The following is a 23,262-nucleotide window of genomic DNA, read 5'->3' on the forward strand; positions in this document are numbered from 1 at the left end:
TAAACACGCATTACAAATGCAACTTTAAAAGGAAAAACAATTATGTTCTGTGTGCAATGTGAACAAACCATCCGAACACCTGCGGGCAATGGCTGCTCTTATGCGCAGGGTATGTGCGGAAAAACCGCCGAAACCTCTGATTTACAAGATTTATTGGTTGCCGTACTACAAGGGCTTTCAGCGTGGGCACTGACAGCCCGCGAGCTTGGTATTGTTGACCATCAAATTGATAGCTTTGCACCCAGAGCCTTTTTCTCAACCTTAACCAATGTAAACTTTGATTCTGACCGCATCATCGGTTATGCCAAAGAAGCCATTCTATTACGCCAGTCACTGGCTATCCGTTGCCGCCTGCTCGACAGCACCATCACTGTCGATCATCCGCTGGCCGAACTGCAATTGCAGTCAGACGACATTCCTACCCTGCTACAACAATCACAACAATTTGCGCTGAACAGTGACAAAGCCGATGTTGGTGATGATATTCATGGTTTGCGGATGCTGTGTTTGTATGGTCTGAAGGGAGCGGCGGCCTACATGGAGCACGCACATGTGCTGGGCCAGTATGATGAACAAATTTATGCCCAATACCATGCCTATATGGCGTGGTTGGGCACACAGCCACGTGATGTCGATACCCTGCTCAATAACGCCATGGGTATTGGCAAAATGAACTTCAATGTCATGGCTATTTTAGACCGTGGTGAAACCCAAGCTTACGGTGATCCACAGCCAACGTCTGTTAACGTGCGCCCAGTTGCCGGTAAAGCCATTCTGATTTCCGGCCATGACCTCAAAGACTTACAAATGCTACTGGAGCAGACACAGGGAACCGGAGTGAATATTTACACCCACGGTGAAATGTTGCCCGCCCACGGTTATCCAGAATTGAAGCGCTACCCGCATTTAGTGGGTAACTACGGCAGCGGTTGGCAGAATCAGCAGACGGAATTTGCCAAATTCCCCGGCCCTATCTTGATGACATCCAACTGTATCATTGACCCGAATGTGGGCCATTATGGCGACCGCATCTGGACACGTAGTATCGTTGGCTGGCCAGGTGTCAATCATTTGGAAGGTGAGGATTTTGCACCCGTGATTGAACAAGCACAAAGCATGGCGGGTTTCCCATACAATGAGCTAGAACATCTGATTACGGTGGGCTTTGGTCGCCAAACACTACTGAATGCTGCCGACACTGTCATTGATTTGGTTGCGAGTAAAAAATTACGCCACGTGTTTTTGGTCGGCGGATGTGATGGTAGTCGCACAGAGCGCAGTTACTTCACTGACTTTGCCCGCAGTGTGCCGCAAGACTGCATCATCATGACTCTGGCTTGTGGCAAATATCGCTTCAACAAACTGGATTTTGGGACGTTGGAAGGATTGCCGCGCTTACTGGATGTCGGTCAATGTAACGATGCCTATTCAGCGATTATGCTGGCAGTGAAGCTGTCAGAAAAACTAGGTTGTACCGTCAATGACCTGCCACTAAGCTTGGTGCTGTCTTGGTTTGAACAAAAAGCCATTGTTATTCTACTGACCTTATTGTCATTGGGCGTAAAAAATATCTATACCGGTCCAACTGCGCCGGGATTCCTGACCGACAATCTGATGGCCATTCTCTATGAGAAATTTGGTATGCGGCCAATCACTACCGTAGAACAGGATATGAACGAGATTTTGGGCCAGTAAGCCGAAAACAACCTGCCCGGTTAATGCATTTCTTATCTCTGACCGGGCTTTTACTCATGGTTTTTTACTGTTTTTTTTGCCTATTATCCAGATTCGTTGTGAGGCCCCGATGACCGATTTTATCCCAACCGATTGCCCAACGCCCCTCTGCCCAAATCGCATGCAAGTCCATTCTATCGTGCAAGAAACCCCCGATGTCTGGAGCTTGCACTTAATTAATCATGATTTTTACCCCTATTTGCCGGGGCAGTATGCCTTAGTCAGCATCTGTAACAGTGATGAGACTCTGCGGGCTTATACGCTTTCTTCTACTCCCGGTTTAAGTCCCTTTATCCAATTAACAGTGCGCTGTCTGGCCGACGGAAAAGGTTCCCGCTGGCTGACTCAACAGGTCAATGAGGGGGATTATCTGTGGCTGTCAGATGCTCAAGGTGAATTTACTTACGCCCATTTTGATGACGACCATTATCTGATGCTCGCCGCTGGGTGCGGTGTCACTCCTGTCATGTCGATGTGTCGCGACTTGTTAGCCCGACGCGCGCAAGCTGATATCCGGGTGATTTTTAATGTCCGAACACCTGCGGATGTCATTTTTGCAGATGAATGGCAAAGACTATTGCAACACTATCCACAGCAATTACAACTCACATTAATGGCTGAGTCAGAAGCCACTGCTGGGTTTATTGCCGGGCGAATCAATGCGCAGGTTATGCAACAAGTTGCCCCAGACATTGCCCGCCGTCGCGTCATGACATGCGGGCCTGCTCCCTATATGGATTGGGTCGAGCAATATTGTCGCGAACAGTCGGTTCCCAGTGATCATTTTCAGAAAGAGCAATTCCGCCCCACTGATGAGGCGATTGATTCCAGCAATGAATTGACAATGACCATCAGCCACCCGCTGCGCAGCGTGAAAGTTCCAGTCGGCGCGTCGCTCCTATTTGCGCTGGAGCAGCACAAAGTCCCAGTGATGGCAGCTTGCCGTGCCGGTGTTTGTGGTTCGTGCAAAACGCGCATTCTACATGGCGAATATACCACGACCAGCACCATGACATTAACGCCAGAAGAGATTTCCCAAGGCTATGTTTTGGCTTGCAGTTGTCAGTTACAAGGGGATATTCAACTGGCCTAAAGTCTATTTTTAACTGCCCCATCGCGGTCTCTCTCTACCATTAATGGGGCAAATATTGTTAAACGCGCCATACTTTGACCTCATAGAATAATGACTCGCCATTAATCCTTGAGGGAACAACAATGAAGCAAACTGTGGCAACACTGGTCGCAAAAACGTTGGAACAAGCTGGCGTTAAGCGAATTTGGGGGGTAACCGGGGATTCACTCAATGGCTTGAGTGATAGCCTGCACCGCATGGGCACGATTGAATGGCTGGGCACTCGCCATGAAGAAGTTGCTGCTTTCGCTGCTGGCGCTGAAGCGCAACTCACCGGACAACTGGCCGTATGTGCGGGGTCCTGTGGCCCTGGCAACCTGCATCTGATTAATGGCTTGTTTGATTGCCATCGCAACCATGTCCCGGTTCTGGCTATCGCCGCACACATTCCCTCCAGCGAAATTGGTAGCGGCTATTTTCAAGAAACCCACCCGCAAGAACTGTTCCGTGAATGCAGTCACTACTGTGAATTAGTCTCCAACCCAGAACAATTACCCCGAGTGCTGGAAATTGCCATGCGTAAAGCCATCCTTAATCGAGGGGTTTCAGTGATTGTGTTACCCGGTGATGTAGCGTTGCAAGCTGCACCAGAGGATGCCGCCGTGGTGTGGCAAACACCTAAATTACCGCTAGTTCAGCCGCCAATGAGCGAGTTGAATATTTTGGCACAGACATTGAACAAGGCGAAAAACATCACTTTGATGTGCGGCAGTGGTTGTGCCGATGCCCACGATGAAGTGGTGAAATTAGCTGAAATGCTTCAAGCGCCTGTGGTGCATGCCCTGCGCGGCAAAGAACATATTGAATGGGATAATCCCTACAGCGTGGGTATGACCGGCCTGATTGGTTTCTCCTCTGGCTATCACGCCATGATCAATGCCGAGACCTTGGTGTTGCTGGGAACACAATTCCCCTATCGCGCATTTTACCCAACCAACGCAAATATCATCCAGATTGACATCAACCCGGGGAGTATCGGGGCTCACTGCCCGGTCAATATGGCTCTGGTTGGTGACATCAAAACGACGCTGGGTGCCCTATTGCCCCAGTTGGAAGCTAAAAGTGATAACACATTTTTGACCAAAGCGCTGGAGCACTATCGCACCACCCGTAAAGATCTCGATGGGCTGGCAACAGCTAATGACAATCAACCCATTCACCCACAATATCTGGCACAACAAATCAGCCGCCATGCCACTGATGATGCCATTTTTACTTGCGATGTTGGCACTCCCACGGTGTGGGCTGCCCGTTATCTGGAAATGAACGGCAAACGGCGCTTACTCGGATCGTTTAATCACGGTTCAATGGCCAATGCCATGCCACAAGCTATTGGAGCACAAGCCACCGACCTCAATAGACAAGTGGTTGCTCTGTGTGGTGATGGCGGATTCACCATGCTGATGGGGGATTTCCTCACCTTGGCGCAACTAAAATTGCCGGTAAAAATTGTGGTATTTAATAACAGTGTACTGGGCTTTGTAGCAATGGAGATGAAAGCCGGGGGCTATCTAACCGATGGCACTGACTTACATAACCCAGACTTTGCCGCCATTGCTAATGCTGCGGGCATCAAAGGGATCCGGGTAGAAAAAGCCTCTGAATTAGATGCCGCACTGGAGAGCGCTTTTGCCCATCCGGGGCCAGTCTTAGTGGACGTTGTCACCGCCAAGCAAGAGCTATCAATGCCACCACAAATCAAATTTGAGCAAGCCAAAGGATTCAGCCTTTACATGCTTAGGGCAATCATTAATGGCCGAGGTGATGAGGTGGTCGAGTTGGCAAAAACTAACTGGCTGCGTTAAGTGCCGACACGTCAATTCATAAAATATCTTCTTTGTCTTTCCGGCCAATGATATCGGCTTTATACCGGTATCATTGGCAAATAATGATTGTATTTTTCTCCCTCAGCTAACAGTTTTCATATTGCATACAGATGAAAATTGAGCTGGTGCATGAGGCTGTTTTATATCAATCATGTGCGGCGTAAAATCACAATACAATCGAATCTTTCTCGGGGATAAATAAAATGGCAAAAAACACTATGTCAGATTTCTCGCCCTCCGCGGAGCTAATTTGCATACTCAGAGCAAAATCTTATGGCGAAAAAAGGGAAGGATACAAAACAGATGACTATATATCATTATTAATCTCACACTCCTTAACCTCATTTTTTTCAATGACACAAAAATCATTCTTGATGCCAGGCAATATTCTTTCGCCACAGATACCGGCAGGCAGTTATGAATTTTTAATTAGCCGAACAAAATATATAGATGAATTTTTTCAATTACATGCCAGTGAGTTTGCCAATATCTTTATTCTTGGTGCCGGTTTTGATTCCAGAGCGATCAGATTTCAGAACCAGCTACAACAAAGCTGTGTTTATGAATTTGACCATCCAGTATCGCAAAAGAATAAAATAGCAAAGTTACAAGAGCTTAGTATCCCCACTCCACCAAACCTGCGCTATATCCCCACTGATTTTAATCAGAGAAATTTGGCTGAAATTTTGCAGGAATTTCCAACTCGAGCAGGAGAAAAACACCTGTTTCTTCTTGAGGGGTTAATCATGTATTTACCCCCTGACACTGTGGAGAGTATTTTCTCTGCGATTAGCTCATATGCCCCCACTGGCAGTGAAATTATCTTCGACTATGTTTATTCCGATGTCCTCACCGGAGATAACACCTCATATGGTTCAATAGAAGTCTTTGAAGGGTTAAGAAATATTGGTGAACATTGGATTTTTGGTATAGAGAAAGAACATCTGGAGACTTTCCTAAATAGCCATCATCTAAAACTGCTTGATGAGATGGATGCCAACGCGCTGGAACAGCAATTTTTTACGAATAAAGAAGGCAAGCCGCTAGGGCGACTGAATACAGCGCTGGCTATCGCACACGCAATTAAATAAAAAACAGAATAAAATCAGCAAATAAACCGGACTCTCAGACGTAATCTGTTATTTAAAACAAATAACGTGTGAGTAGGCTTTTTTGTTTCAATATTCTCGCTATGATGAAACAACTCTTTTCTTTATCTATCCCGTGAGAAAATTATGCTGATTGATTTACGTAGTGACACAGTAACGCAACCAAGCGCTGAGATGCGCAATGCTATGGCCAATGCCGAAGTGGGTGATGATGTATATGGTGATGACCCAACGGTGAATGCTTTGGAGGCAGAAGCTGCGCGGTTATCCGGTAAAGAAGCGGCATTATTTTTGCCGACCGGCACCCAAGCAAATCTGGTGGCGCTGCTCACTCATTGTCAGCGCGGAGAAGAGTATATTGTTGGCCAAAAGGCGCATAACTACTTATATGAAGCGGGTGGAGCTGCAGTTCTCGGCAGCATCCAGCCGCAACCTATTGATGCCAATGATGACGGCACACTGCCTTTGGACAAGGTTCTGGCAGCTATCAAACCCGATGATATTCATTTTGCCCAAACTCGGCTGTTAAGTTTGGAAAATACCCACAGTGGTAAAGTCTTGCCACTCAGTTATTTGCAGCAAGCTTGGGCATTGACTCGTGAAAAGAAACTCGCGCTGCACATTGATGGCGCACGTATATTTAATGCTGCTGTAGCATTGAATGTTCCACTGAGTGAAATCAGCCAATATTGCGACACGCTAACCATTTGTCTTTCCAAGGGCTTGGGAACACCTGTTGGTTCCCTGCTGTGCGGCAGTGCTGAATATATTCATCGTGCCCGTCGCTGGCGCAAAATGACCGGCGGTGGCATGCGGCAGGCCGGCATTCTAGCGGCTGCGGGGTTATACGCATTGGAACATAACGTCGCCCGGCTCAAAGATGACCACGATAATGCGCTCTGGCTAGAGCAGCAATTGCGCGCATTGGATGTCGAAATTGTGGCCCCCGGAGCACAAACTAACGTGCTGTATATTAAGCAATCTGCCGATTTCGCTACCAAACTTGGCCCTTGGATGCGCGAACGTGGCGTATTAATCAGCGCAGCCCCTATCACTCGGATGATTACTCACATCAATATCAGCCGTGCAGATCTGGAAAAAGTGATTGCATTGTGGCGCGAATTTTTGGCCGAGCAGCGCTCATGACGCCACAACGGATATTAGTGCTAGGTGCTAGTGGCTATATCGGCCAACATCTGGTGCCCAGACTCAGTCAGCAAGGGCACCATGTCGTTGCTGCTGCACGCCGTATTGAGTGGCTGAAAGAGCAACCATGGCTAGGTGTTGATTGCCGCTTTGTTGACCTTTATCAACCCGCAACCCTCAGTGCCGCCTTGCAAGATATTGATGTTATTTACTATCTAGTGCATGGCATGGGAGACGGACAAGATTTGATTGAGCAGGAACGTATTGCTGCCAACAATGTGAAAACAGCGCTTCAACAACATCTAGCCGACGCATCCTCTTCGGTAAAGCAGATCATTTATTTGGGCGCATTGCAGCCGGATGATAATAGCTCCGCTCATCTGATTGCCCGTAAACTGACCGGCGACTTGCTGCGTCAAAGCGGCATCCCCGTGACAGAACTGCGCGCCAGTATCATCGTCGGCCCTGGCTCTGCCGCCTTTGAGGTGATGCGCGATATGGTTTACAACTTGCCCATCCTGACGCCTCCGCGCTGGGTACGTTCAAAATCATCCCCAGTTGCGCTGGAAAACTTGCTGGTGTACTTAACCGAATTACTCAATCATCCGGCTCCCGAAAACCGTATTTTTGATGTTGCTGGGCCGGAATATATTAGCTATCAGACCCTATTTGAGCGCTTTATTGCCATCAGTGGTAAACGGCGCTGGCTGGTCCCTATTCCATTGCCAACCCGTTTTATCTCAGTCTACTTCATCAGCATGATCACCTCTGTACCCACCTCGATTGCCAGTGCATTGATTGAAGGACTGAACCACGATTTACCGGCTGACGGCCAAGCGTTACAGGCGCTTATCCCCCAACAACTCATCCGGTTTGACGATGCAGTCAAAGAGACATTGCGTCGTGAGGATGAAGTCGTAGATTCACCTGATTGGGGATATGACCCTGAGGCGCGTGCTCGCTGGCGGCCGGGTTATGGTTTTTATCCTAAACAGGCCGGCTGCCAACTCTATACCACCGCATCCAGTGAAGCACTGTGGCATGTGGTACAACAAATTGGCGGCAAAGAGGGCTATTTCTATGGTAATCCACTCTGGAAAATCCGAGCCTGGATGGATGATATTGCTGGCGGCGGCGTTGTCTATGGCCGCCCGGATCGAGAAACACTGGAATTGGGTGACCTGATTGATGGCTGGAAAGTGATTACGCTAAAACCCTTACGTCAATTAGCGATGATGTTCGGCATGAAAGCACCGGGTTTAGGGCGTTTGACATTTACTATCAAAGAATTGGGTGGGCGTCGGAGTTTTGATGTCCGGGCATGGTGGCATCCGGCCGGTTTTAACGGATTACTGTATTGGTTTGTGATGATGCCAGCGCACCTATTTATTTTCCGGGGTATGGCCAAACGAATCACGACCTTAGCCGAACAATATGACCGCGAAAAAAACCAAGAAAGTCGCGCTCTGCCCAGTTCAAAGAATGACAAGCATACCCAATAGATTCCAAGATACAGGTAGGCGGCAAAGGAGAAACAAATCGGTCGGGAACCGATTTGAGCAGCGCCTGCGCGAGTCAGCAGGATGCGCCTCAAGGATGAGGTTCATTAATCCCGATGAGTTTACATCAGTCAGTGATTCGGGTGAGCGAGAGCAGCCAACCCCCCCCGGTGACTTGAAAGATGAAAGGTATAAGTCGTTTCTGATTGCATAGCGCATCATTTCACGGAAGAATGGCATCTTATTTGCTGGGCGAATAATTCGAAGCTCTAGCATTCTGATTTTTGGTGGGAACCGAATTCGTTATGAAGGTATTGGTTACCGGTGCAACCTGCGGGTTAGGCCGAAATGCCGTTGAATATCTCCGTCGTCAGGGCATCAAAGTCATCGCCACCGGCAACAACTCGGCGATGGGCGCATTATTGACAAAAATGGGCGCTGAATTTATTCACGCAGACCTGACGAATTTGGTTTCTTCACAGGCAAAAGCCATGTTGGCGGGTGTCGATACATTATGGCACTGTTCCAGTTTCACCTCACCGTGGGGCACAGAGCAGGCTTTTGAATTGGCAAACGTCCGCGCTACACGCCGCTTGGGTGAATGGGCTGCGGCTTATGGTGTCGAGAATTTCATTCATGTTTCCTCGCCAGCCATTTATTTCGATTACCATCATCATCGTAATATTCTGGAAGATTTCCGTCCGGCGCGTTTTGCCAATGATTTTGCACGCAGTAAAGCGGCCGGAGAAGAAGTTATTCAGCAATTGGCGCTGTCCAATCCGCAGACCCATTTCACTATTTTGCGTCCGCAAGGTTTGTTCGGCCCCCATGACACCGTGATGCTCCCACGCTTGCTACAAATGATTAAGTATTATGGCACTCTGCTGCTGCCCCGTGGTGGCGATGCATTGGTGGATATGACTTATCTGGAAAATGCAGTACATGCCATGTGGCGAGCAACCCAAAGCCAAGAGACCTTGTCCGGTCGAGCCTATAATATTACCAATCAACAACCCCGACCTCTACGCACTATCGTGCAACATCTGCTGGAAGAGTTACAGATGACCTGCCGTATCCGGTCCGTGCCTTATCCTATGATGGATATCATGGCCAGAGCGATGGAGAAGCTGGGAAACAAAGCAGAAAAAGAGCCGATACTGACACATTATGGTGTCGCCAAACTCAATTTTGATCTGACACTGGACACCCACCGTGCGGAGTTGGAATTAGGTTATCGCCCAATAGTATCGTTAGACGAAGGCATTATTCGCACTGCCCGCTGGCTAAGAGAACACGGTAAATTGCGCGGTTGATAGCAACCATCGTTACTGAAGTTGATGCTGATTTGCCATTCATGCTGCCGGGCTGCAACTCCACATTCTTTGGGTATATACTACAATCACTTTCATAATAGATTCTTTCACTTAAGGTCCTTATATGAAAAAGAAAAGTATTGCCCTAATTCTTCCCCTCGCTGTTTTACTTAGCGCCTGTACCAACACCGTCTCTCCGGCATTTAAGGATATCAGCAGCCGCAGCGCACCTTGCGTTGAAGGCGGACCCGATCAGGTAGCACAAAAATTCTATGATCTACGCATTCAGCAAATTGGGCATCTAAATGGTTTACCTGATGATAATTTATCTGCTCAATTCCGCCCTTATCTGAGTCAAGCACTCTACGAAAGAATTCAAACGGTCAGAAAACAAGCGAGTCATCGCACATCCGGCCAAGCGAATCCAACACAAACCATTAATGGCGATATATTTACCAGCCTGCGTGAAGGTAGCACCAGCGCTGAGGTTGCCAGCGCCTCAACCATTCCCAATACCGATGCCCGGAATATTCCGTTACGCGTCAATTTGACCCATCAAACCGCAGGCGGGAAATCGGTAGCATGGCAGGATGAAGTGTTGATGATCCGCGAAGGAACATGCTGGGTTGTTGATGATATCCGCTTTATGGGCGTCTCTGCCCCAGCCAGCAGCTTGCGCCAACTTTTGGGTGATCGATAAACCTCCGCCGCTTAAAAGATAACGAACATAAAATTGTACCGGTTTTATTCCATCAAACCGGTACGTATTGATTTATAAGAATAAACTTATTTTGGTTATTTTTTAGCCCACACTGCGGATACTCTGTCAGATTTATTCATCGCATGACAAATTCCCTTGGATAGCATTCAAATCCAAATGTTATGCTGCTATACCGCTGTAACACGGGTTATTAATAAATTTTAACGCACAAAGATTGCATAAGTATGCCGCGGAAGTTACCATTCACCGCATCATTGGCTATTCAGATTTGGCGCATGAGTATTCAACTTAACGGAATTAACTGTTACTACGGCGTGCATCAGGCGCTGTTCGACATTACATTGGATTGCCCTGCGGGCGAGACCTTAGTGCTATTAGGGCCAAGTGGCGCCGGTAAAAGCTCATTGCTGCGAGTCCTTAATCTGCTGGAAATGCCTCGTTCAGGCACCTTGCAGATCGCTGGAAATCACTTCGACTTTACTCAAGCTCCGGGCGCAAAAGCTATTCGCGAATTGCGTCAGAATGTAGGTATGGTCTTCCAGCAATATAATCTTTGGCCGCATCTGTCAGTGGTACAAAATCTGATTGAAGCCCCCTGCCGTGTGCTGGGTTTGTCAAAAGATGAAGCCATGGCACGTGCGCAAAAGTTACTGACGCGTCTGCGTTTGACTGATTTTGCCGATCGCTTCCCCTTGCACCTTTCTGGTGGTCAGCAACAGCGTGTGGCGATTGCCCGTGCATTGATGATGGAGCCACAGGTTTTGCTTTTTGACGAACCCACCGCGGCACTTGACCCAGAAATTACCGCGCAAATCGTCAGTATCATCCGTGAATTGGCCGGAACGGGCATCACTCAGGTGATTGTTACCCATGAGGTGGAAGTAGCCCGCAAAACGGCCAGCCGCGTGGTTTATATGGAAAATGGTCACGTAGTGGAACAAGGCGATGCCAGCCACTTTACACAACCAACAACTGAAGCTTTTGCCAGCTATCTGTCACATTGATATCTATTTGGGAATTTGCGATGAAAAAATTAATAATTGCTGCAGTCCTCGCCAGTATCAGTTTGTCTGCCTCTGCCGCTGAAACTATCCGTTTCGCTGCTGAAGCAACTTACCCGCCATTCGAATTTATTGATGCTAATAATAAAATGCAGGGCTTTGATATCGATCTGGCTAATGCGCTGTGTAAAGAGATGCAAGCCGAATGTACTTTTACCAATCAAGCCTTTGACAGCTTGATCCCAAGCCTGAAATTCAAACGTTTTGATGCGGTTATCTCTGGGATGGACATCACCCCAGAGCGCCAAAAACAAGTGGCTTTCACCCAACCTTACTATGAAAACTCCGCACTGTTTATTGCAGAGAAAGGCAAAGTTGCTGACATGGCTGCGCTGAAAGGCAAGCGCGTAGGTATGCAAAATGGTTCCACTCATCAGAAATTCTTGATGGAGAAACACCCTGAAATTACCGCAGTGCCTTATGACAGCTATCAGAATGCCATTCTTGATCTGAAAAATGGCCGTCTGGATGCTGTGTTTGGTGATACTGCCGTGGTCAATGAGTGGCTTAAGCAGAATGACCAACTGGTTGCGGTGGGTGACAAAGTGACTGACGCTAACTATTTCGGTACTGGTTTAGGTATTGCGGTTCGTCAAAACAACACCGAATTACAGGGTAAGTTAGATGCTGCACTGGCGAAAGTTAAAGCAGATGGCACCTATCAGACAATCTACAAAAAATGGTTCCAGCAGTAATTTAAGCACCCATGAATGAATTTCAACCTTTAGCAAGCGCCGCCGGCATGACCGTCGGCCTTGCCGTTTGTGCCCTAGCCCTCGGTCTGGTTCTGGCGATGCTGTTTGCCGTCTGTGAATCATCGCGTTGGAAAGTGGTCAGCTACCTGACCACCGGCTGGGTTACCATTTTGCGCGGGCTACCAGAGATACTGGTGGTCCTGTTTATCTATTTTGGCTCCTCTCAGCTCTTGATGATGCTATCTGACGGCTTCACTCTAAATCTCTACCTGTTTGAGCTACCTATTAAGCTCAATATCGATGATTTCGAGGTCAGTCCGTTCTTGTGCGGTGTTATCGCCTTAGCCCTGCTTTATTCGGCTTATGCTTCACAAACCTTACGCGGCGCTCTGAAAGCGGTGCCCGTTGGGCAATGGGAATCAGGCCAGGCGCTGGGATTAGGTCAGGCGGCTATTTTCTTCCGTCTGATCATGCCGCAGATGTGGCGTCATGCCTTACCCGGCTTAGGCAACCAATGGCTGGTGCTGCTCAAAGATACCGCATTAGTGTCGCTGATCAGTGTCAATGACTTAATGCTGCAAACCAAAAGCATTGCCACCCGAACTCAGGAACCTTTCACTTGGTATATGATTGCCGCGGCGATCTATCTGGTGGTGACCCTGCTGAGTCAGTATGTGCTCAAATGGATTGAGCTTCGTACCACCCGTTTCGAACGGAGCGCATCCTGATGTTGGAATATTTACCCGAGATCCTCAAAGGGCTGCACACCAGTCTGACGTTGACCATCGCCTCCTTGTTGGTGGCTTTAGTGTTGTCGCTGCTATTTACCATTGTGCTGACACTAAAAACCCCCATCATCACACCGCTGGTCAAAATTTATATCACGCTGTTCACTGGCACTCCGTTGCTGGTGCAGATCTTTTTGATCTACTACGGACCAGGGCAATTCCCCGCTATCCGTGAATATCCGTGGTTATGGAGTCTGCTATCGCAACCATGGCTGTGTGCAATGATTGCGTTGGCATTGAACAGCGCGGCCTATACAACTCAGTTGTTCTATGGTGCTGTCCGAGCCATTCCTGCGGGTCAGTGGCAATCCTGCGAAGCACTGGGGATGTCGAAGGCACAATCATTGCGTATTTTGCTGCCCTTCGCCTTTAAGCGCGCATTATCCTCCTATTCCAACGAAGTGGTCTTGGTGTTCAAAAGTACCTCACTGGCTTACACCATCACATTGATGGAAGTTATGGGTTACAGCCAATTGATGTATGGCCGGACCTATGACGTGATGGTATTTGGCGCGGCGGGGATAGTTTACCTGTGTGTAAATGGTTTACTGACCTTGTTGATGCGGTTGGTGGAGCGCAGAGCATTGGCATTTGAGCGGCGTAATTAGTGGGGCGCTTTTCCTCATGGTTTTGCTTGAACTAGGTGCTCAGCTCGGTTGTTAAAGTTTTACTGCTCACCTAATCTCCATCGCCTCAACCGGTTAAGGGTGTGTTGGCGCACACCCTTGACAATCCTGCGCCTACGCACGTATCGCTAACCCACTCCGTGGGTCCTCTCATTCATCGTTTCGGCTGGCAGACGGCTTTACGCGGGCCCCTCCGCGCGGCGCCTAAAACGGGCGTCCTGCCCATTTTCCTTGCCTGATCTCGTCACTCGGCTGCTCAAATGTGCTTTTAACATCGAAACCTACAAACCAGGGTTTTTGGACTTTGTTGTTAAGCGCAATCAGGAATATTGCCGACAAGGATAGCGGGTAGAGTGAGCGGGCCATGATGCCCATCGCGCTGGCTCGTTAAGCCCGAGAGACGCCGGAGGTTTACCCGCAGGGCAATATTCGCGCAAGCGTGGGATTCCACAAGGGTGTGCGCTCACACCCTTTGGCGGTTGGTTCATCCGAGATTAAGTGAGCAGTAGAGCTTTAACAACCGAACCGAACACCTAAATGAATATCCATCAAAATATCTCCCTCTTCTTTTATCACAAAAATAAAAACTAAATTTTTAATCACATTACTTGCATATAAATTCATAAAATGGCAATGTAAATACCATCAATCATCCGAATAAATCGCGATAAAGCATCACCAGAAATAATAAAATCAATAACTAACAGCATATTCTATTAAAAAAATTCAGACAGGAGTTTAAGCATGAAAAAGTTACTATTGGCATCAATCTTAAGTGGTATGGTTTTTAGCGCAACTGCCGCAGACACCATCCGTTTTGCCGCGTCAGCAACCTACCCTCCTTTCGAATCTATCGGTGCCGATAACGAAATTGTCGGATTCGATATGGATTTGGCAAAAGCATTATGCAAACAGATGGAAGCCAACTGTACTTTCACCAATCAGGCTTTTGATAGTTTGATTCCGGCGCTTAAATTCAAACGTTACGATGCCGTGATTTCCGGTATGGACATCACGCCTGAACGTAGCAAGCAAGTGGCATTTACCCAGCCTTACTATGCTAACTCTGCCATTGTCATCGCTACGAAAGGTAAATTCAGTTCTATTGCTGACCTGAAAGGTAAAAAGATCGGTATGGAAAATGGCACCACGCATCAGAAATACTTGCAAGATAAGCACCCTGAAATTCAAACAGTGGCTTATGACAGCTACCAAAATGCGATTATCGATCTGAAAAATGGCCGTATTGATGGGGTGTTCGGTGACACAGCCGTTGTAAATGAGTGGCTGAAAACCAACCCGAATCTGGCATCCGTGGGTGAGCATGTGACGGATCCGCAATACTTCGGTACTGGCTTGGGTATCGCCGTGCGCCCTGATAACACCGTGTTGTTAGAAAAATTGAATAAAGCAATTGATGCAGTGAAAGCAGATGGGACGTATAAAGCCATCAATGATAAATGGTTCCCTAACTGATTCCTCTTTTGAAACACTTATCCAACGTCATTGGTGTTGCAGGTAGGTGGCCAGCGAACTTATCCCGTAAAACTTACTCAGGTAAGTGATTCGGGTAAGTGAGCACAGCTCCTCCTGCGGCTTTAAGGGCGAAAGGCCAGTAGGGTCAGCACTTCATAATGGCTGGTGTGCGGGAACATATCGAACAACTGAACCCGTTCAATACGATAATCCGTTAACTGGCCAATATCTTTTACCATCGTTTGTGCATTACAGCTTGAATAGAGAATAAATTTAGGCGCCATCTGGCTGAGATAACAGCACAATTCAGTACCAATTCCTCGGCGCGGCGGGTTGACCAAAACCAACTGGGGCACTTGAGCCTCACTGGTTGCAAAACGGGTTGAATCGAGCGCGGCAAAATTGACATTCTTTAGCCCCAAATGATTCGCTGACTGCTGTGCACAGGCAATGGCCTCGGCACTAATTTCGATGCCCGTCAACCGAGTGTTGGCATCGGCACAGTGCAAACCAAAGCCTCCTACCCCACAGAATAAATCCCACATGCTCTCAATATTTAGCTCACGCACCCATTGACGCGCTGTGGCATACAGTGAGGCAGCCATCTGCGGATTGGTCTGGAAAAAACTTTGTGGGCGGATAAATAGCGGCACTTGATTGAATAACTCCGGTAGCGCCTGCTGCTCCGTTAATGCAATCTCTTGCTCTCCTTCCAAAATTGCCATATGGACTGGCTGAATATTGGCCGAGATAACCGCCAGTTGAGGCAATTGTTGCTGCAACCACGGCAAAGCCGCCCGCAGTTGCGCCAATTTCGTTTCAGAGCGCAACACAAAGCGCAGCATTAACTCACCGCTATACGTACTTTCAGTCAATAGCAGGAATTTCAGCTCACCGCGCTTACGGGCAACGTTATAGGGCGTCAACCCCGCGCGGGCGATAAAGGTTTTAAGCACCGTAAAAACGGGGGCGAAACTGGCTGGATAAAGTGGACAATCGCATAAATCAACGGCACTACCGTCACGATGCAACATCCCCAATAGCGGGCGCTCGACACTGCCACTGACCACCATTTTCGCTTTATTACGAAAAGCACTTTCACGACCAAAAACCGGCTCAAGCCATTGAGCTACGGCGTGACCGGATAATAAGCTGTCCAAATGATGTTGTTTGTCGGCCAGTTGCTGAGAATAAGGTTTCTCCAGCCACTGACAGGAACGGCAGCGACCCGCCGTATACTGTGCGCAATGCATTAATAATTAACCGTTATAATCTGAGACGTTGAATAATTTTCAGCCGAGGCTGTTGGTGGGGACGGATTGTAGCACTGTGTAACGCTAAACACTCATTTTGACGCGCGGGAATAGCGGTGCCAAGGGAAAAATAACAAACCGATAATCACTGCATCCGGGATTTTCTGTAACAGCAGACTATGCAAAATTTCAGCGCTGGTATCCCCATCAACGCGGAAAACATCCACATCCAACGTTAACCAATCCAGTGAGACCATTAACAAATAGATAATGACAAGTAATTGGCAAACCAGATAAAACCAACGCGCCCAGTTTTGCCGCAGACACACCGCAACGCCACACACAATTTCCAGTAGCAGCAGTAATATACTGATAACAAAGACCAGACCAGAATCCCAGCTTTGCAGGCTTTCATGAATAAAGCTGCCAGTACCACGCCAACCCAGTTCGGCAACTAACAACAATACCCCGAGAATACGGGTAGCAATAATGGCCGTTCCGGCAATTAATACCGGCACAGGAGTGGTGGCTGCAGATGAAAACGCTGGGGATGAAAATAACGATCTCATATTGCCCTGTCTGTCTCCCTGTTAGGGTTTTGCAACCTAATGTTATCCCTGACAATAACGCCGTTTTTACACGGCGTCAGAAGATGATGAAAGACTAACAGTTTTCAGGCTAATCAGCTACGGGCAGCTTTACGTAATTCGCGTAACCGCTGTTTTTCCGAACGAGACATAAACCACCACGCAATTAAGCCGATAATCCCAACCACCAGTAAGATAAGCGTCGCCAGCGCATTTATTTCTGGGTTAACCCCCATACGGACACTGGAGAACACCAGCATCGGCAAGGTTGTCGCCCCCGGCCCGGCCACGAAACTGGCGATGACCAAATCATCCAGTGATAAAGTAAAGGCTAACAACCAACCGGAAATTAACGCCGGCGCTATCATCGGTACAGTAATCACAAAAAAGACTTTCAATGGTGTCGCCCCTAGATCCATTGCGGCTTCTTCAATTGAGCGGTCCAACTCGCGCAAACGAGAGCTAATCACCACCGTCACATAGGCGGTACAGAAAGTCACATGAGCCAACCAGATAGTGAACATCCCGCGTTCCGCTGGCCAGCCAATCGCGTGGCCCATCGCCACGAACAGCAATAATAGAGACAAGCCGGTGATAACATCGGGCATCACCAGTGGGGCTGTCAGCATAAAAGCAAAACCAGTGGATCCTCGAAAACGCCCGAAACGCACCATAACGACTGCGGCTATCGTCCCCAGTACCACCGCCATCGTGGCAGAGGCCGCTGCGATAGTTAGACTTAATCCGACGGCTGATATCATCGCCGAGTCATTAAAAAGCTCGGTATACCAACGTGTTGACCATCCCGCCCATACAGTGACTAGCTTTGAACTGTTAAATGAGTAGATAACCAACATCAGCATTGGTGCATACAAGAATGTATAGCCGACAATCAAAATAGCCCGGCGCCAAACCGAACGCACTTCCGGCAGGTTATTCATACCGAGCCTCCTATCTCTTTATTCTGGTGCTTATGGAACCAGAGTATTGGCGCAATCAGCAATACCAGCATGACAGTCGCGACCGCAGAGGCCACCGGCCAGTCGCGGTTATTGAAGAATTCCTGCCACAAAATACGGCCAATCATGATGCTATCTGGCCCTCCGAGCAGTTCAGGAATAACAAACTCACCGACGGCTGGAATAAAGACCAGCATAGATCCGGCCACTATCCCACCTTTGGTCAACGGCACAATCACACTGACAAAGGTTTTAAATGGTTTGGCCCCTAAGTCCAGCGCGGCTTCAACCAATGAGTAATCCAGCCGGGTCAATGCGGTATAGATAGGCAATACCATAAAAGGCAGATAGGAATAGACCACACCAATGTATACCGCCAAATTGGTATGCAGAATGACCAATGGTTGATCAATAACTCCAGCCCACATCAGGAAGTTGTTTAGAATGCCGTTATTTTTCAAAATGCCCATCCAGGCATAAACCCGAATCAGGAATGATGTCCATGATGGCAGGATAACCAGCAACAATAAGATATTGCGTGTGGATGATTTACTGTGGGCGATCGCCCAAGCCAATGGATAACCAATAATCAAACAGCACAGCGTCGACACCGCCGCCACTTGGAGTGATTGCAAGTAGGCATCGATGTACAGTGGATCATCAAGCAGTTGCAGATAGTTGCCCAAATTGAGCGAGATATCCAACTTACCGTCAAGCCAGGTCACCAGATCAGTATAAGGAGGAACTGCACGCGCCATTTCCGCTAGACTGATTTTAAACACAATCAGAAATGGCAACATAAACAGCAGGAATAGCCACAAATAAGGCATCGCAATGACCACCTTGCGGCCATGCAACATCTGGAAACGTTGTATCAGCGCCTTGAGTGGCCCGACGGTTCGGGCCGGTGGCTCTGCGGCTCCACGGGTAGATTCTGGTATCACAATATTAAGCTCCCAACACCACGCAGCTATCAGCATCCCAGCAAAGTTGCACTTCATCACCCCAGGTTGGCATCCCTTTACGGTAACGGTGGCCATTCTGGAGTTGCGCGCTGAGCATCTGCCCACTGTGTAGTTTTACGTGGTAGATAGACAAATCACCCAGATAGGCAATATGCACCACTTCACCCACCGCAAAGTTACACCCATCTTCCGGCACCTGCTCACACAGCATGACCTTTTCAGGGCGCAGTGCAACGAAGACCGGGACACCGTCAACCACCGAAGCATCAGAATCCACTTTTAACGGATGGCGTAAACCGGGGCTATCAATGATCAGCGCCTCATCCATACGTTCTTTTAGCACGCCTTCAAACACATTCACCGAGCCGATAAATTCAGCACTGAATCTGCTGTTTGGATGCTCATAAATCTCTTCAGGTTCGCCAATTTGTACAAACTTGCCACGATTCATAATGGCAATGCGCCCAGCCATGGTCATCGCTTCTTCCTGATCATGGGTCACCATGACGCAAGTCGCGCCTACCCGCTCCAGAATATCCACAACTTCCAGTTGCATGCGGTCGCGCAGCTTTTTATCTAATGCCCCCATTGGCTCATCCAACAGCAGCAGCTTTGGCCGTTTGGCCAGACTGCGCGCCAAAGCCACTCGCTGGCGCTGACCACCAGATAACTGGTGCGGTTTACGTTTGGCAAACTCTTGCATGTGCACCAGTGTTAGCATCTCTGCTACCCGGCTTTTAATTTCATCAGTCGGTAATTTATCCTGCTTCAAACCAAACGCGATATTTTGCTCAACAGTCATATGTGGGAATAGTGCATAAGACTGAAACATCATGTTGATTGGGCGCTGATAAGGCGGTACGTGCGATAAATCCTGCCCATCAAGAACTATTTGCCCCTGAGTCGGCTGCTCAAAACCGGCCAGCATACGCAACAGGGTGGATTTCCCACAGCCTGACGCCCCCAACAGCGCAAAAATCTCACCTTTATAGATGGTCAAATTGACATCATCTACCGCAGCCTGACCATCAAATGATTTGGTTAAATTACGAATCTCCAGCAAGGGGGTAAACACCTTCTGAGATTTTGGCTGCGGGCGGGGAATTACATCATTCACTCAGCGTGCTCTCCGTAAAAGCAGAACAGGCCGCATTCAAGGTGCGGCACAATAAAAAACAGGAACAGGAAGATATACTCCCTGTTCCTACCATGGTCTATTTTACTTTTTATCAATGGGTTAACAGCCATCGCCAGATGACTGATTCACACCATCGGCTTATTTACCGCTTTTCACTTTGGTCCAAGCCCGGGTGATTACACGATCAATCTTCGGCTCTTGTACTTTTAGTGTAAACATTTTCGCGCGCACATCTGCTGGCGGGTAAATGCCCGGATTATCACGCACTTCTGCGTTCACCAACGGAGTCGCCGCTTTGTTGGCATTGGCATAGAATACGTGGTTACTGATATTCGCAATCACATCAGGGCGCATCAGATAATTCAAGAACTGATAAGCTTCATCCTGATTTTTAGCATCCGATGGCATCGCAAACACATCAAAGAAAGCCAATGCCCCTTCCTTTGGAATGCTGTAAGCCACATTGACCCCATTTTTAGCTTCTTTAGCGCGGTTAGAGGCTTGCATAACATCACCTGCCCAACCTACCGCAACACAGATATCACCATTGGCCAAATCATTAATATATTGTGACGAGTGGAAATAGCGGATATTCGGTCGCAACTTCAGCAGTAAATCAGTGGCAGGGCCGGTGTAATCCGCAGCTTGAATACTGTTTGGATCTTTGCCCAGATAATTGAGTACCGTAGCAAAAATCTCACTCGGGGCATCAAGGAAAGAGACGCCACAACTTTTCAGTTTTTCAAGATTTTCAGGTTTCAGTACCAAATCCCAACTGTTTACCGGCGCATCAGTCCCCAGTGCTGCTTTTACTTTTTCTACGTTATAGCCAATACCTGTCGTTGCCCACAAATAAGGGATAGCGAATTTGTTCTCAGGATCATGCTTGCTGACCAGAGCCAACAGTTCGGGATCGAGATTTTTGTCATTAGGTAATTTACTTTTATCGAGCGGCTTAAATACACCAGCAGACAATTGGCGTTCAAGGAAACTGGCTGATGGCACCACCAAGTCAAACCCGGTACTCCCTGCCATCAACTTACCTTCCAACACCTCGTTGGAGTCAAACACATCATAGACAACCTTAATGCCGGTCTCTTTTTGGAAATTAGCCAGCGTGTCCGGCGCGATATAATCAGACCAGTTGTAAACGTGCAGTGTTTTTTCCTCAGCGGATGCTGAGACGGACGCGGCCATTAACAGGCCAGCAGCAACACCCGATAACCACTTTTTACGTTGGGTGAACATCCGTTAACTCCTCCAAAATAGGGGGTGAGGTCGTACGCTAAATTTGTACCCGAGGGGATACAACACCGTTGTCCTGCCGAGCGCGATTACCACAAATACCGATGCATGACTATGCACGGTGAGTGATTATGAACCTAACAACAACAATCACAAATTTTGTGGGAAATATTATGCCCTTTGCAGAAACAGCAGCATAACCGCACTTCGCAATCTGCACCAGACTCTAGGGTAAAAAACGCCTTTTATCGATTTTTTATGCATATTTTATCTATGTAATGCGCCACTAACGGCATAAACGGCGATAAATATCTGGCAAAGGAGGGTAAAAAGCAGAATATCTTATGGTTTACAGGGAGAATGGCAGTGTGCCACTGGTTACCAGCAGCACTCTGAATATTGATATGGGGATAAATTAATGAATAACGGGGTATGCTGTAGCGGTTTGTGGCTGCTCATCATCATCACCGTTCCCAATGAACAGTAAATCATTGCTACGCGCTTCCAGAATAATCATGGAAATCTGCTCTTCGCTCTGTTGCATAAAATAGCCAAATTGAGCGAGAGTTACGCCAACTTCAACGGTCAATGACTGGCAGACAATCAGTTTCGGCAGATTATCATCTTGAATATCAATAAAGGCTTTCACAGTCAGCGAACTGGCGTTGATTTGGCTAAGATCCGCCACGAGTGGAATCAATGCAGTTGGCCGGACTTCAGCCAATGCCGAGAACAAAATGACGTTATCAACCAAATCGATTTTGGCATCAAACACGCCATCAAAATTTTGCATATGCGGCAAATGCAGCGCCTGGCAGGAATCGCACTCAAAAAATGAGATACCGAGTTGATCCAGCCAACGCCGTAATAAGGCTAAATCCGGGACGATGAGTGAATCCATAACTACCTACCTCACGATTCTCACAATACGAAAAGTGCCATAGCTTACGGAATATTGACCGACAGCGCTACTTCAATCCCGACTAATTTGCTCCCCACTACAGACCAATATGGCCTTACTCTGATTTGTTTTCCTTTTTGATTCGTGCTTCATCTAACTCTTTCTTGGATTGCGGCTTTGATATTCTATCCGCACTGCCTAATAGCGGGCCAAAACCACTGGCAACGCGCCAAACAATATAAGCGGCAGCCGGCAGCATTAGGCCAATTCCGATAAAAATCATCGCCACGGCAACCGCCGGTGTTCCCATTGAGCCTGGTAATGACAAATAGTCATTAATACTCAAATAGGCCACAACCAGTAACAGCATCCCCAATGCTTCTGAAATAATCACAATCCGGGGCATATCTCCTAACGAGCGCATCTTTACCTCCGATAAGCTCTGTACCAACTTTTATCCAGTGTATTGAATACCCACTATTTGTAACAGTATCGAGATGCAAATAGGTAGGATTAATCAGAATAACAGGCAATTCCTGCTTTTTTTTCACTGCGCCAAAGGGCATAGTAGACCCCAGTGAGAGTGAGTAATACGCTAGAAGTCATTTAACAGTTGAATATATCAGTAACTGTTGGCGAAGTGATTATCTCAATTTAATCAAGGAGTTTTACATGTTTGCTGTGATTTTCGGGCGTCCTGGATGTCCTTACTGTGTTCGTGCCAAAGAACTGGCAGAGAAACTGGAAACTGAACGTGACGATTTTAAATTCCGCTATATCGATATTCATGCGGAAGGTATCACTAAAGCGGATCTGGAAAAGACTGTGGGTAAACCAGTAGAAACCGTGCCACAAATCTTTATTGATGAAAAACACATTGGCGGTTGTACTGATTTTGAAGCCTATGCTAAACAAAATCTGAGCCTATTCCAGTAATCTGACGGGCAAAAAGCCGAAATTATCTATACCCATATTAGGGTTATCGTCAATTTTGGCGAGTCTGAACCGATAAAGGGTGTTTTTACACCCTTTTTTATTGCGGCCATGACAGCCGATACAGTAAAACATTTCCCCACTATTGCCCCCCT

22 protein-coding genes are annotated in these 23,262 nt (G+C 47.7%); 14 read left to right on the forward strand and 8 right to left on the reverse strand.

The window, feature by feature from the left end; translation table 11 throughout:
- The first annotated feature begins 42 nt into the window (after nucleotides 1-42).
- From hcp to HUZ92_RS03835, 13 genes are all read left to right on the forward strand, one after another.
- A complete protein-coding gene (hcp, locus tag HUZ92_RS03775; RefSeq protein ID WP_050097094.1) occupies nucleotides 43-1,695 on the forward strand; it encodes a hydroxylamine reductase in 1,653 nt (550 codons plus the stop codon).
- Nucleotides 1,696-1,804: 109 nt separating this feature from the next.
- Nucleotides 1,805-2,827, forward strand: a complete 1,023-nt coding sequence (gene hcr, locus HUZ92_RS03780; protein ID WP_145579985.1) for an NADH oxidoreductase — start codon at nucleotides 1,805-1,807, stop codon at nucleotides 2,825-2,827.
- Nucleotides 2,828-2,949: 122 nt separating this feature from the next.
- On the forward strand, nucleotides 2,950-4,671 hold the full coding sequence (gene poxB / locus HUZ92_RS03785) for a ubiquinone-dependent pyruvate dehydrogenase (protein ID WP_050097092.1): 1,722 nt from the start codon (nucleotides 2,950-2,952) through the stop codon (nucleotides 4,669-4,671).
- 224 nt (nucleotides 4,672-4,895) lie between these two features.
- On the forward strand, nucleotides 4,896-5,783 hold the full coding sequence (locus HUZ92_RS03790) for a class I SAM-dependent methyltransferase (protein WP_145579986.1): 888 nt from the start codon (nucleotides 4,896-4,898) through the stop codon (nucleotides 5,781-5,783).
- Nucleotides 5,784-5,927: 144 nt separating this feature from the next.
- Complete coding sequence (gene ltaE / locus HUZ92_RS03795) at nucleotides 5,928-6,947, forward strand: low-specificity L-threonine aldolase (protein WP_050097090.1); 1,020 nt, start codon at nucleotides 5,928-5,930, stop codon at nucleotides 6,945-6,947.
- The gene (locus HUZ92_RS03800) at nucleotides 6,944-8,449 is read left to right on the forward strand and encodes a DUF2867 domain-containing protein (protein ID WP_128450964.1); all 1,506 of its coding nucleotides are present in this window, start codon (nucleotides 6,944-6,946) and stop codon (nucleotides 8,447-8,449) included. Before ltaE ends, HUZ92_RS03800 begins: the two co-directional genes overlap by 4 nt.
- Before the next feature lie 302 nt (nucleotides 8,450-8,751).
- Complete coding sequence (locus HUZ92_RS03805) at nucleotides 8,752-9,759, forward strand: NAD-dependent epimerase/dehydratase family protein (RefSeq protein ID WP_050097088.1); 1,008 nt, start codon at nucleotides 8,752-8,754, stop codon at nucleotides 9,757-9,759.
- Between the two features lie 124 nt (nucleotides 9,760-9,883).
- The gene (locus HUZ92_RS03810) at nucleotides 9,884-10,459 is read left to right on the forward strand and encodes a lipoprotein (RefSeq protein WP_050139716.1); all 576 of its coding nucleotides are present in this window, start codon (nucleotides 9,884-9,886) and stop codon (nucleotides 10,457-10,459) included.
- 296 nt (nucleotides 10,460-10,755) lie between these two features.
- The gene (artP, locus tag HUZ92_RS03815) at nucleotides 10,756-11,484 is read left to right on the forward strand and encodes an arginine ABC transporter ATP-binding protein ArtP (protein WP_042839384.1); all 729 of its coding nucleotides are present in this window, start codon (nucleotides 10,756-10,758) and stop codon (nucleotides 11,482-11,484) included.
- Between the two features lie 20 nt (nucleotides 11,485-11,504).
- A complete protein-coding gene (artJ, locus tag HUZ92_RS03820; protein ID WP_050097086.1) occupies nucleotides 11,505-12,236 on the forward strand; it encodes an arginine ABC transporter substrate-binding protein in 732 nt (243 codons plus the stop codon).
- An 11-nt stretch (nucleotides 12,237-12,247) separates the two neighbouring features.
- Nucleotides 12,248-12,964, forward strand: coding sequence for an arginine ABC transporter permease ArtQ (gene artQ / locus HUZ92_RS03825; protein WP_145579987.1), 717 nt, complete (start codon nucleotides 12,248-12,250; stop codon nucleotides 12,962-12,964).
- Nucleotides 12,964-13,632: an arginine ABC transporter permease ArtM gene (gene artM, locus HUZ92_RS03830; protein WP_050097084.1), complete on the forward strand. Its 669-nt coding sequence runs from the start codon at nucleotides 12,964-12,966 to the stop codon at nucleotides 13,630-13,632. The genes artQ and artM overlap by 1 nt, the downstream gene beginning before the upstream one ends.
- 762 nt (nucleotides 13,633-14,394) lie before the next feature.
- Nucleotides 14,395-15,126 (forward strand): arginine ABC transporter substrate-binding protein, encoded by a 732-nt coding sequence (locus HUZ92_RS03835; RefSeq protein WP_050097083.1) that lies wholly within the window; start codon nucleotides 14,395-14,397, stop codon nucleotides 15,124-15,126.
- A 122-nt stretch (nucleotides 15,127-15,248) separates the two neighbouring features.
- Here the strand turns inward: HUZ92_RS03835 and rlmC are convergent, their stop codons facing one another.
- From rlmC to HUZ92_RS03875, 8 genes are all read right to left on the reverse strand, one after another.
- Complete coding sequence (rlmC, locus tag HUZ92_RS03840; protein WP_050139717.1) at nucleotides 15,249-16,379, reverse strand: 23S rRNA (uracil(747)-C(5))-methyltransferase RlmC; 1,131 nt, start codon at nucleotides 16,377-16,379, stop codon at nucleotides 15,249-15,251.
- 92 nt (nucleotides 16,380-16,471) lie between these two features.
- Entirely contained in the window at nucleotides 16,472-16,948 is a 477-nt protein-coding gene (locus tag HUZ92_RS03845; protein WP_050097081.1) for a YbjO family protein, read from the reverse strand.
- A gap of 113 nt (nucleotides 16,949-17,061) precedes the next feature.
- Nucleotides 17,062-17,907 carry a putrescine ABC transporter permease PotI gene (gene potI, locus HUZ92_RS03850; RefSeq protein WP_050295315.1) on the reverse strand — a complete coding sequence of 282 codons (846 nt, stop codon included), beginning with the start codon at nucleotides 17,905-17,907 and terminating at the stop codon, nucleotides 17,062-17,064.
- Entirely contained in the window at nucleotides 17,904-18,869 is a 966-nt protein-coding gene (gene potH / locus HUZ92_RS03855) for a putrescine ABC transporter permease PotH (RefSeq protein WP_050097735.1), read from the reverse strand. The genes potI and potH overlap by 4 nt, the downstream gene beginning before the upstream one ends.
- Before the next feature lie 4 nt (nucleotides 18,870-18,873).
- Nucleotides 18,874-20,007, reverse strand: a complete 1,134-nt coding sequence (potG, locus tag HUZ92_RS03860) for a putrescine ABC transporter ATP-binding subunit PotG (RefSeq protein ID WP_050097079.1) — start codon at nucleotides 20,005-20,007, stop codon at nucleotides 18,874-18,876.
- A gap of 159 nt (nucleotides 20,008-20,166) precedes the next feature.
- Nucleotides 20,167-21,276 carry a spermidine/putrescine ABC transporter substrate-binding protein PotF gene (potF, locus tag HUZ92_RS03865; RefSeq protein ID WP_050097078.1) on the reverse strand — a complete coding sequence of 370 codons (1,110 nt, stop codon included), beginning with the start codon at nucleotides 21,274-21,276 and terminating at the stop codon, nucleotides 20,167-20,169.
- A 412-nt stretch (nucleotides 21,277-21,688) separates the two neighbouring features.
- Nucleotides 21,689-22,174, reverse strand: a complete 486-nt coding sequence (locus tag HUZ92_RS03870; RefSeq protein ID WP_050097077.1) for a type III secretion system chaperone family protein — start codon at nucleotides 22,172-22,174, stop codon at nucleotides 21,689-21,691.
- Between the two features lie 115 nt (nucleotides 22,175-22,289).
- Nucleotides 22,290-22,598 (reverse strand): YbjC family protein, encoded by a 309-nt coding sequence (locus HUZ92_RS03875; RefSeq protein ID WP_050097076.1) that lies wholly within the window; start codon nucleotides 22,596-22,598, stop codon nucleotides 22,290-22,292.
- A gap of 248 nt (nucleotides 22,599-22,846) precedes the next feature.
- Between HUZ92_RS03875 and HUZ92_RS03880 the strand changes: the two genes are divergently transcribed.
- Complete coding sequence (locus HUZ92_RS03880) at nucleotides 22,847-23,110, forward strand: GrxA family glutaredoxin (RefSeq protein WP_004710767.1); 264 nt, start codon at nucleotides 22,847-22,849, stop codon at nucleotides 23,108-23,110.
- Nucleotides 23,111-23,262 lie beyond the last annotated feature (152 nt).

The sequence above is a fragment of the Yersinia vastinensis genome (assembly GCF_902726565.1).
In the GTDB taxonomy this organism is placed as follows: Bacteria; Pseudomonadota; Gammaproteobacteria; order Enterobacterales; family Enterobacteriaceae; genus Yersinia; species Yersinia vastinensis.

Coding starts and splice junctions, on each gene's coding strand:
- HUZ92_RS03790 (WP_145579986.1), top strand. CDS start 4,896: ATGGCAAAAAACACTATGTCAGATTTCTCGCCCTCCGCGGAGCTAATT.
- HUZ92_RS03800 (WP_128450964.1), top strand. CDS start 6,944: ATGACGCCACAACGGATATTAGTGCTAGGTGCTAGTGGCTATATCGGC.
- HUZ92_RS03835 (WP_050097083.1), top strand. CDS start 14,395: ATGAAAAAGTTACTATTGGCATCAATCTTAAGTGGTATGGTTTTTAGC.
- HUZ92_RS03880 (WP_004710767.1), top strand. CDS start 22,847: ATGTTTGCTGTGATTTTCGGGCGTCCTGGATGTCCTTACTGTGTTCGT.
- rlmC (WP_050139717.1), bottom strand. CDS start 16,379: ATGCATTGCGCACAGTATACGGCGGGTCGCTGCCGTTCCTGTCAGTGG.
- HUZ92_RS03875 (WP_050097076.1), bottom strand. CDS start 22,598: ATGCGCTCGTTAGGAGATATGCCCCGGATTGTGATTATTTCAGAAGCA.
- HUZ92_RS03805 (WP_050097088.1), top strand. CDS start 8,752: ATGAAGGTATTGGTTACCGGTGCAACCTGCGGGTTAGGCCGAAATGCC.
- HUZ92_RS03845 (WP_050097081.1), bottom strand. CDS start 16,948: ATGAGATCGTTATTTTCATCCCCAGCGTTTTCATCTGCAGCCACCACT.
- ltaE (WP_050097090.1), top strand. CDS start 5,928: ATGCTGATTGATTTACGTAGTGACACAGTAACGCAACCAAGCGCTGAG.
- artP (WP_042839384.1), top strand. CDS start 10,756: ATGAGTATTCAACTTAACGGAATTAACTGTTACTACGGCGTGCATCAG.
- hcr (WP_145579985.1), top strand. CDS start 1,805: ATGACCGATTTTATCCCAACCGATTGCCCAACGCCCCTCTGCCCAAAT.
- HUZ92_RS03810 (WP_050139716.1), top strand. CDS start 9,884: ATGAAAAAGAAAAGTATTGCCCTAATTCTTCCCCTCGCTGTTTTACTT.
- artJ (WP_050097086.1), top strand. CDS start 11,505: ATGAAAAAATTAATAATTGCTGCAGTCCTCGCCAGTATCAGTTTGTCT.
- HUZ92_RS03870 (WP_050097077.1), bottom strand. CDS start 22,174: ATGGATTCACTCATCGTCCCGGATTTAGCCTTATTACGGCGTTGGCTG.
- potF (WP_050097078.1), bottom strand. CDS start 21,276: ATGTTCACCCAACGTAAAAAGTGGTTATCGGGTGTTGCTGCTGGCCTG.
- artM (WP_050097084.1), top strand. CDS start 12,964: ATGTTGGAATATTTACCCGAGATCCTCAAAGGGCTGCACACCAGTCTG.
- poxB (WP_050097092.1), top strand. CDS start 2,950: ATGAAGCAAACTGTGGCAACACTGGTCGCAAAAACGTTGGAACAAGCT.
- hcp (WP_050097094.1), top strand. CDS start 43: ATGTTCTGTGTGCAATGTGAACAAACCATCCGAACACCTGCGGGCAAT.
- potI (WP_050295315.1), bottom strand. CDS start 17,907: ATGAATAACCTGCCGGAAGTGCGTTCGGTTTGGCGCCGGGCTATTTTG.
- artQ (WP_145579987.1), top strand. CDS start 12,248: ATGAATGAATTTCAACCTTTAGCAAGCGCCGCCGGCATGACCGTCGGC.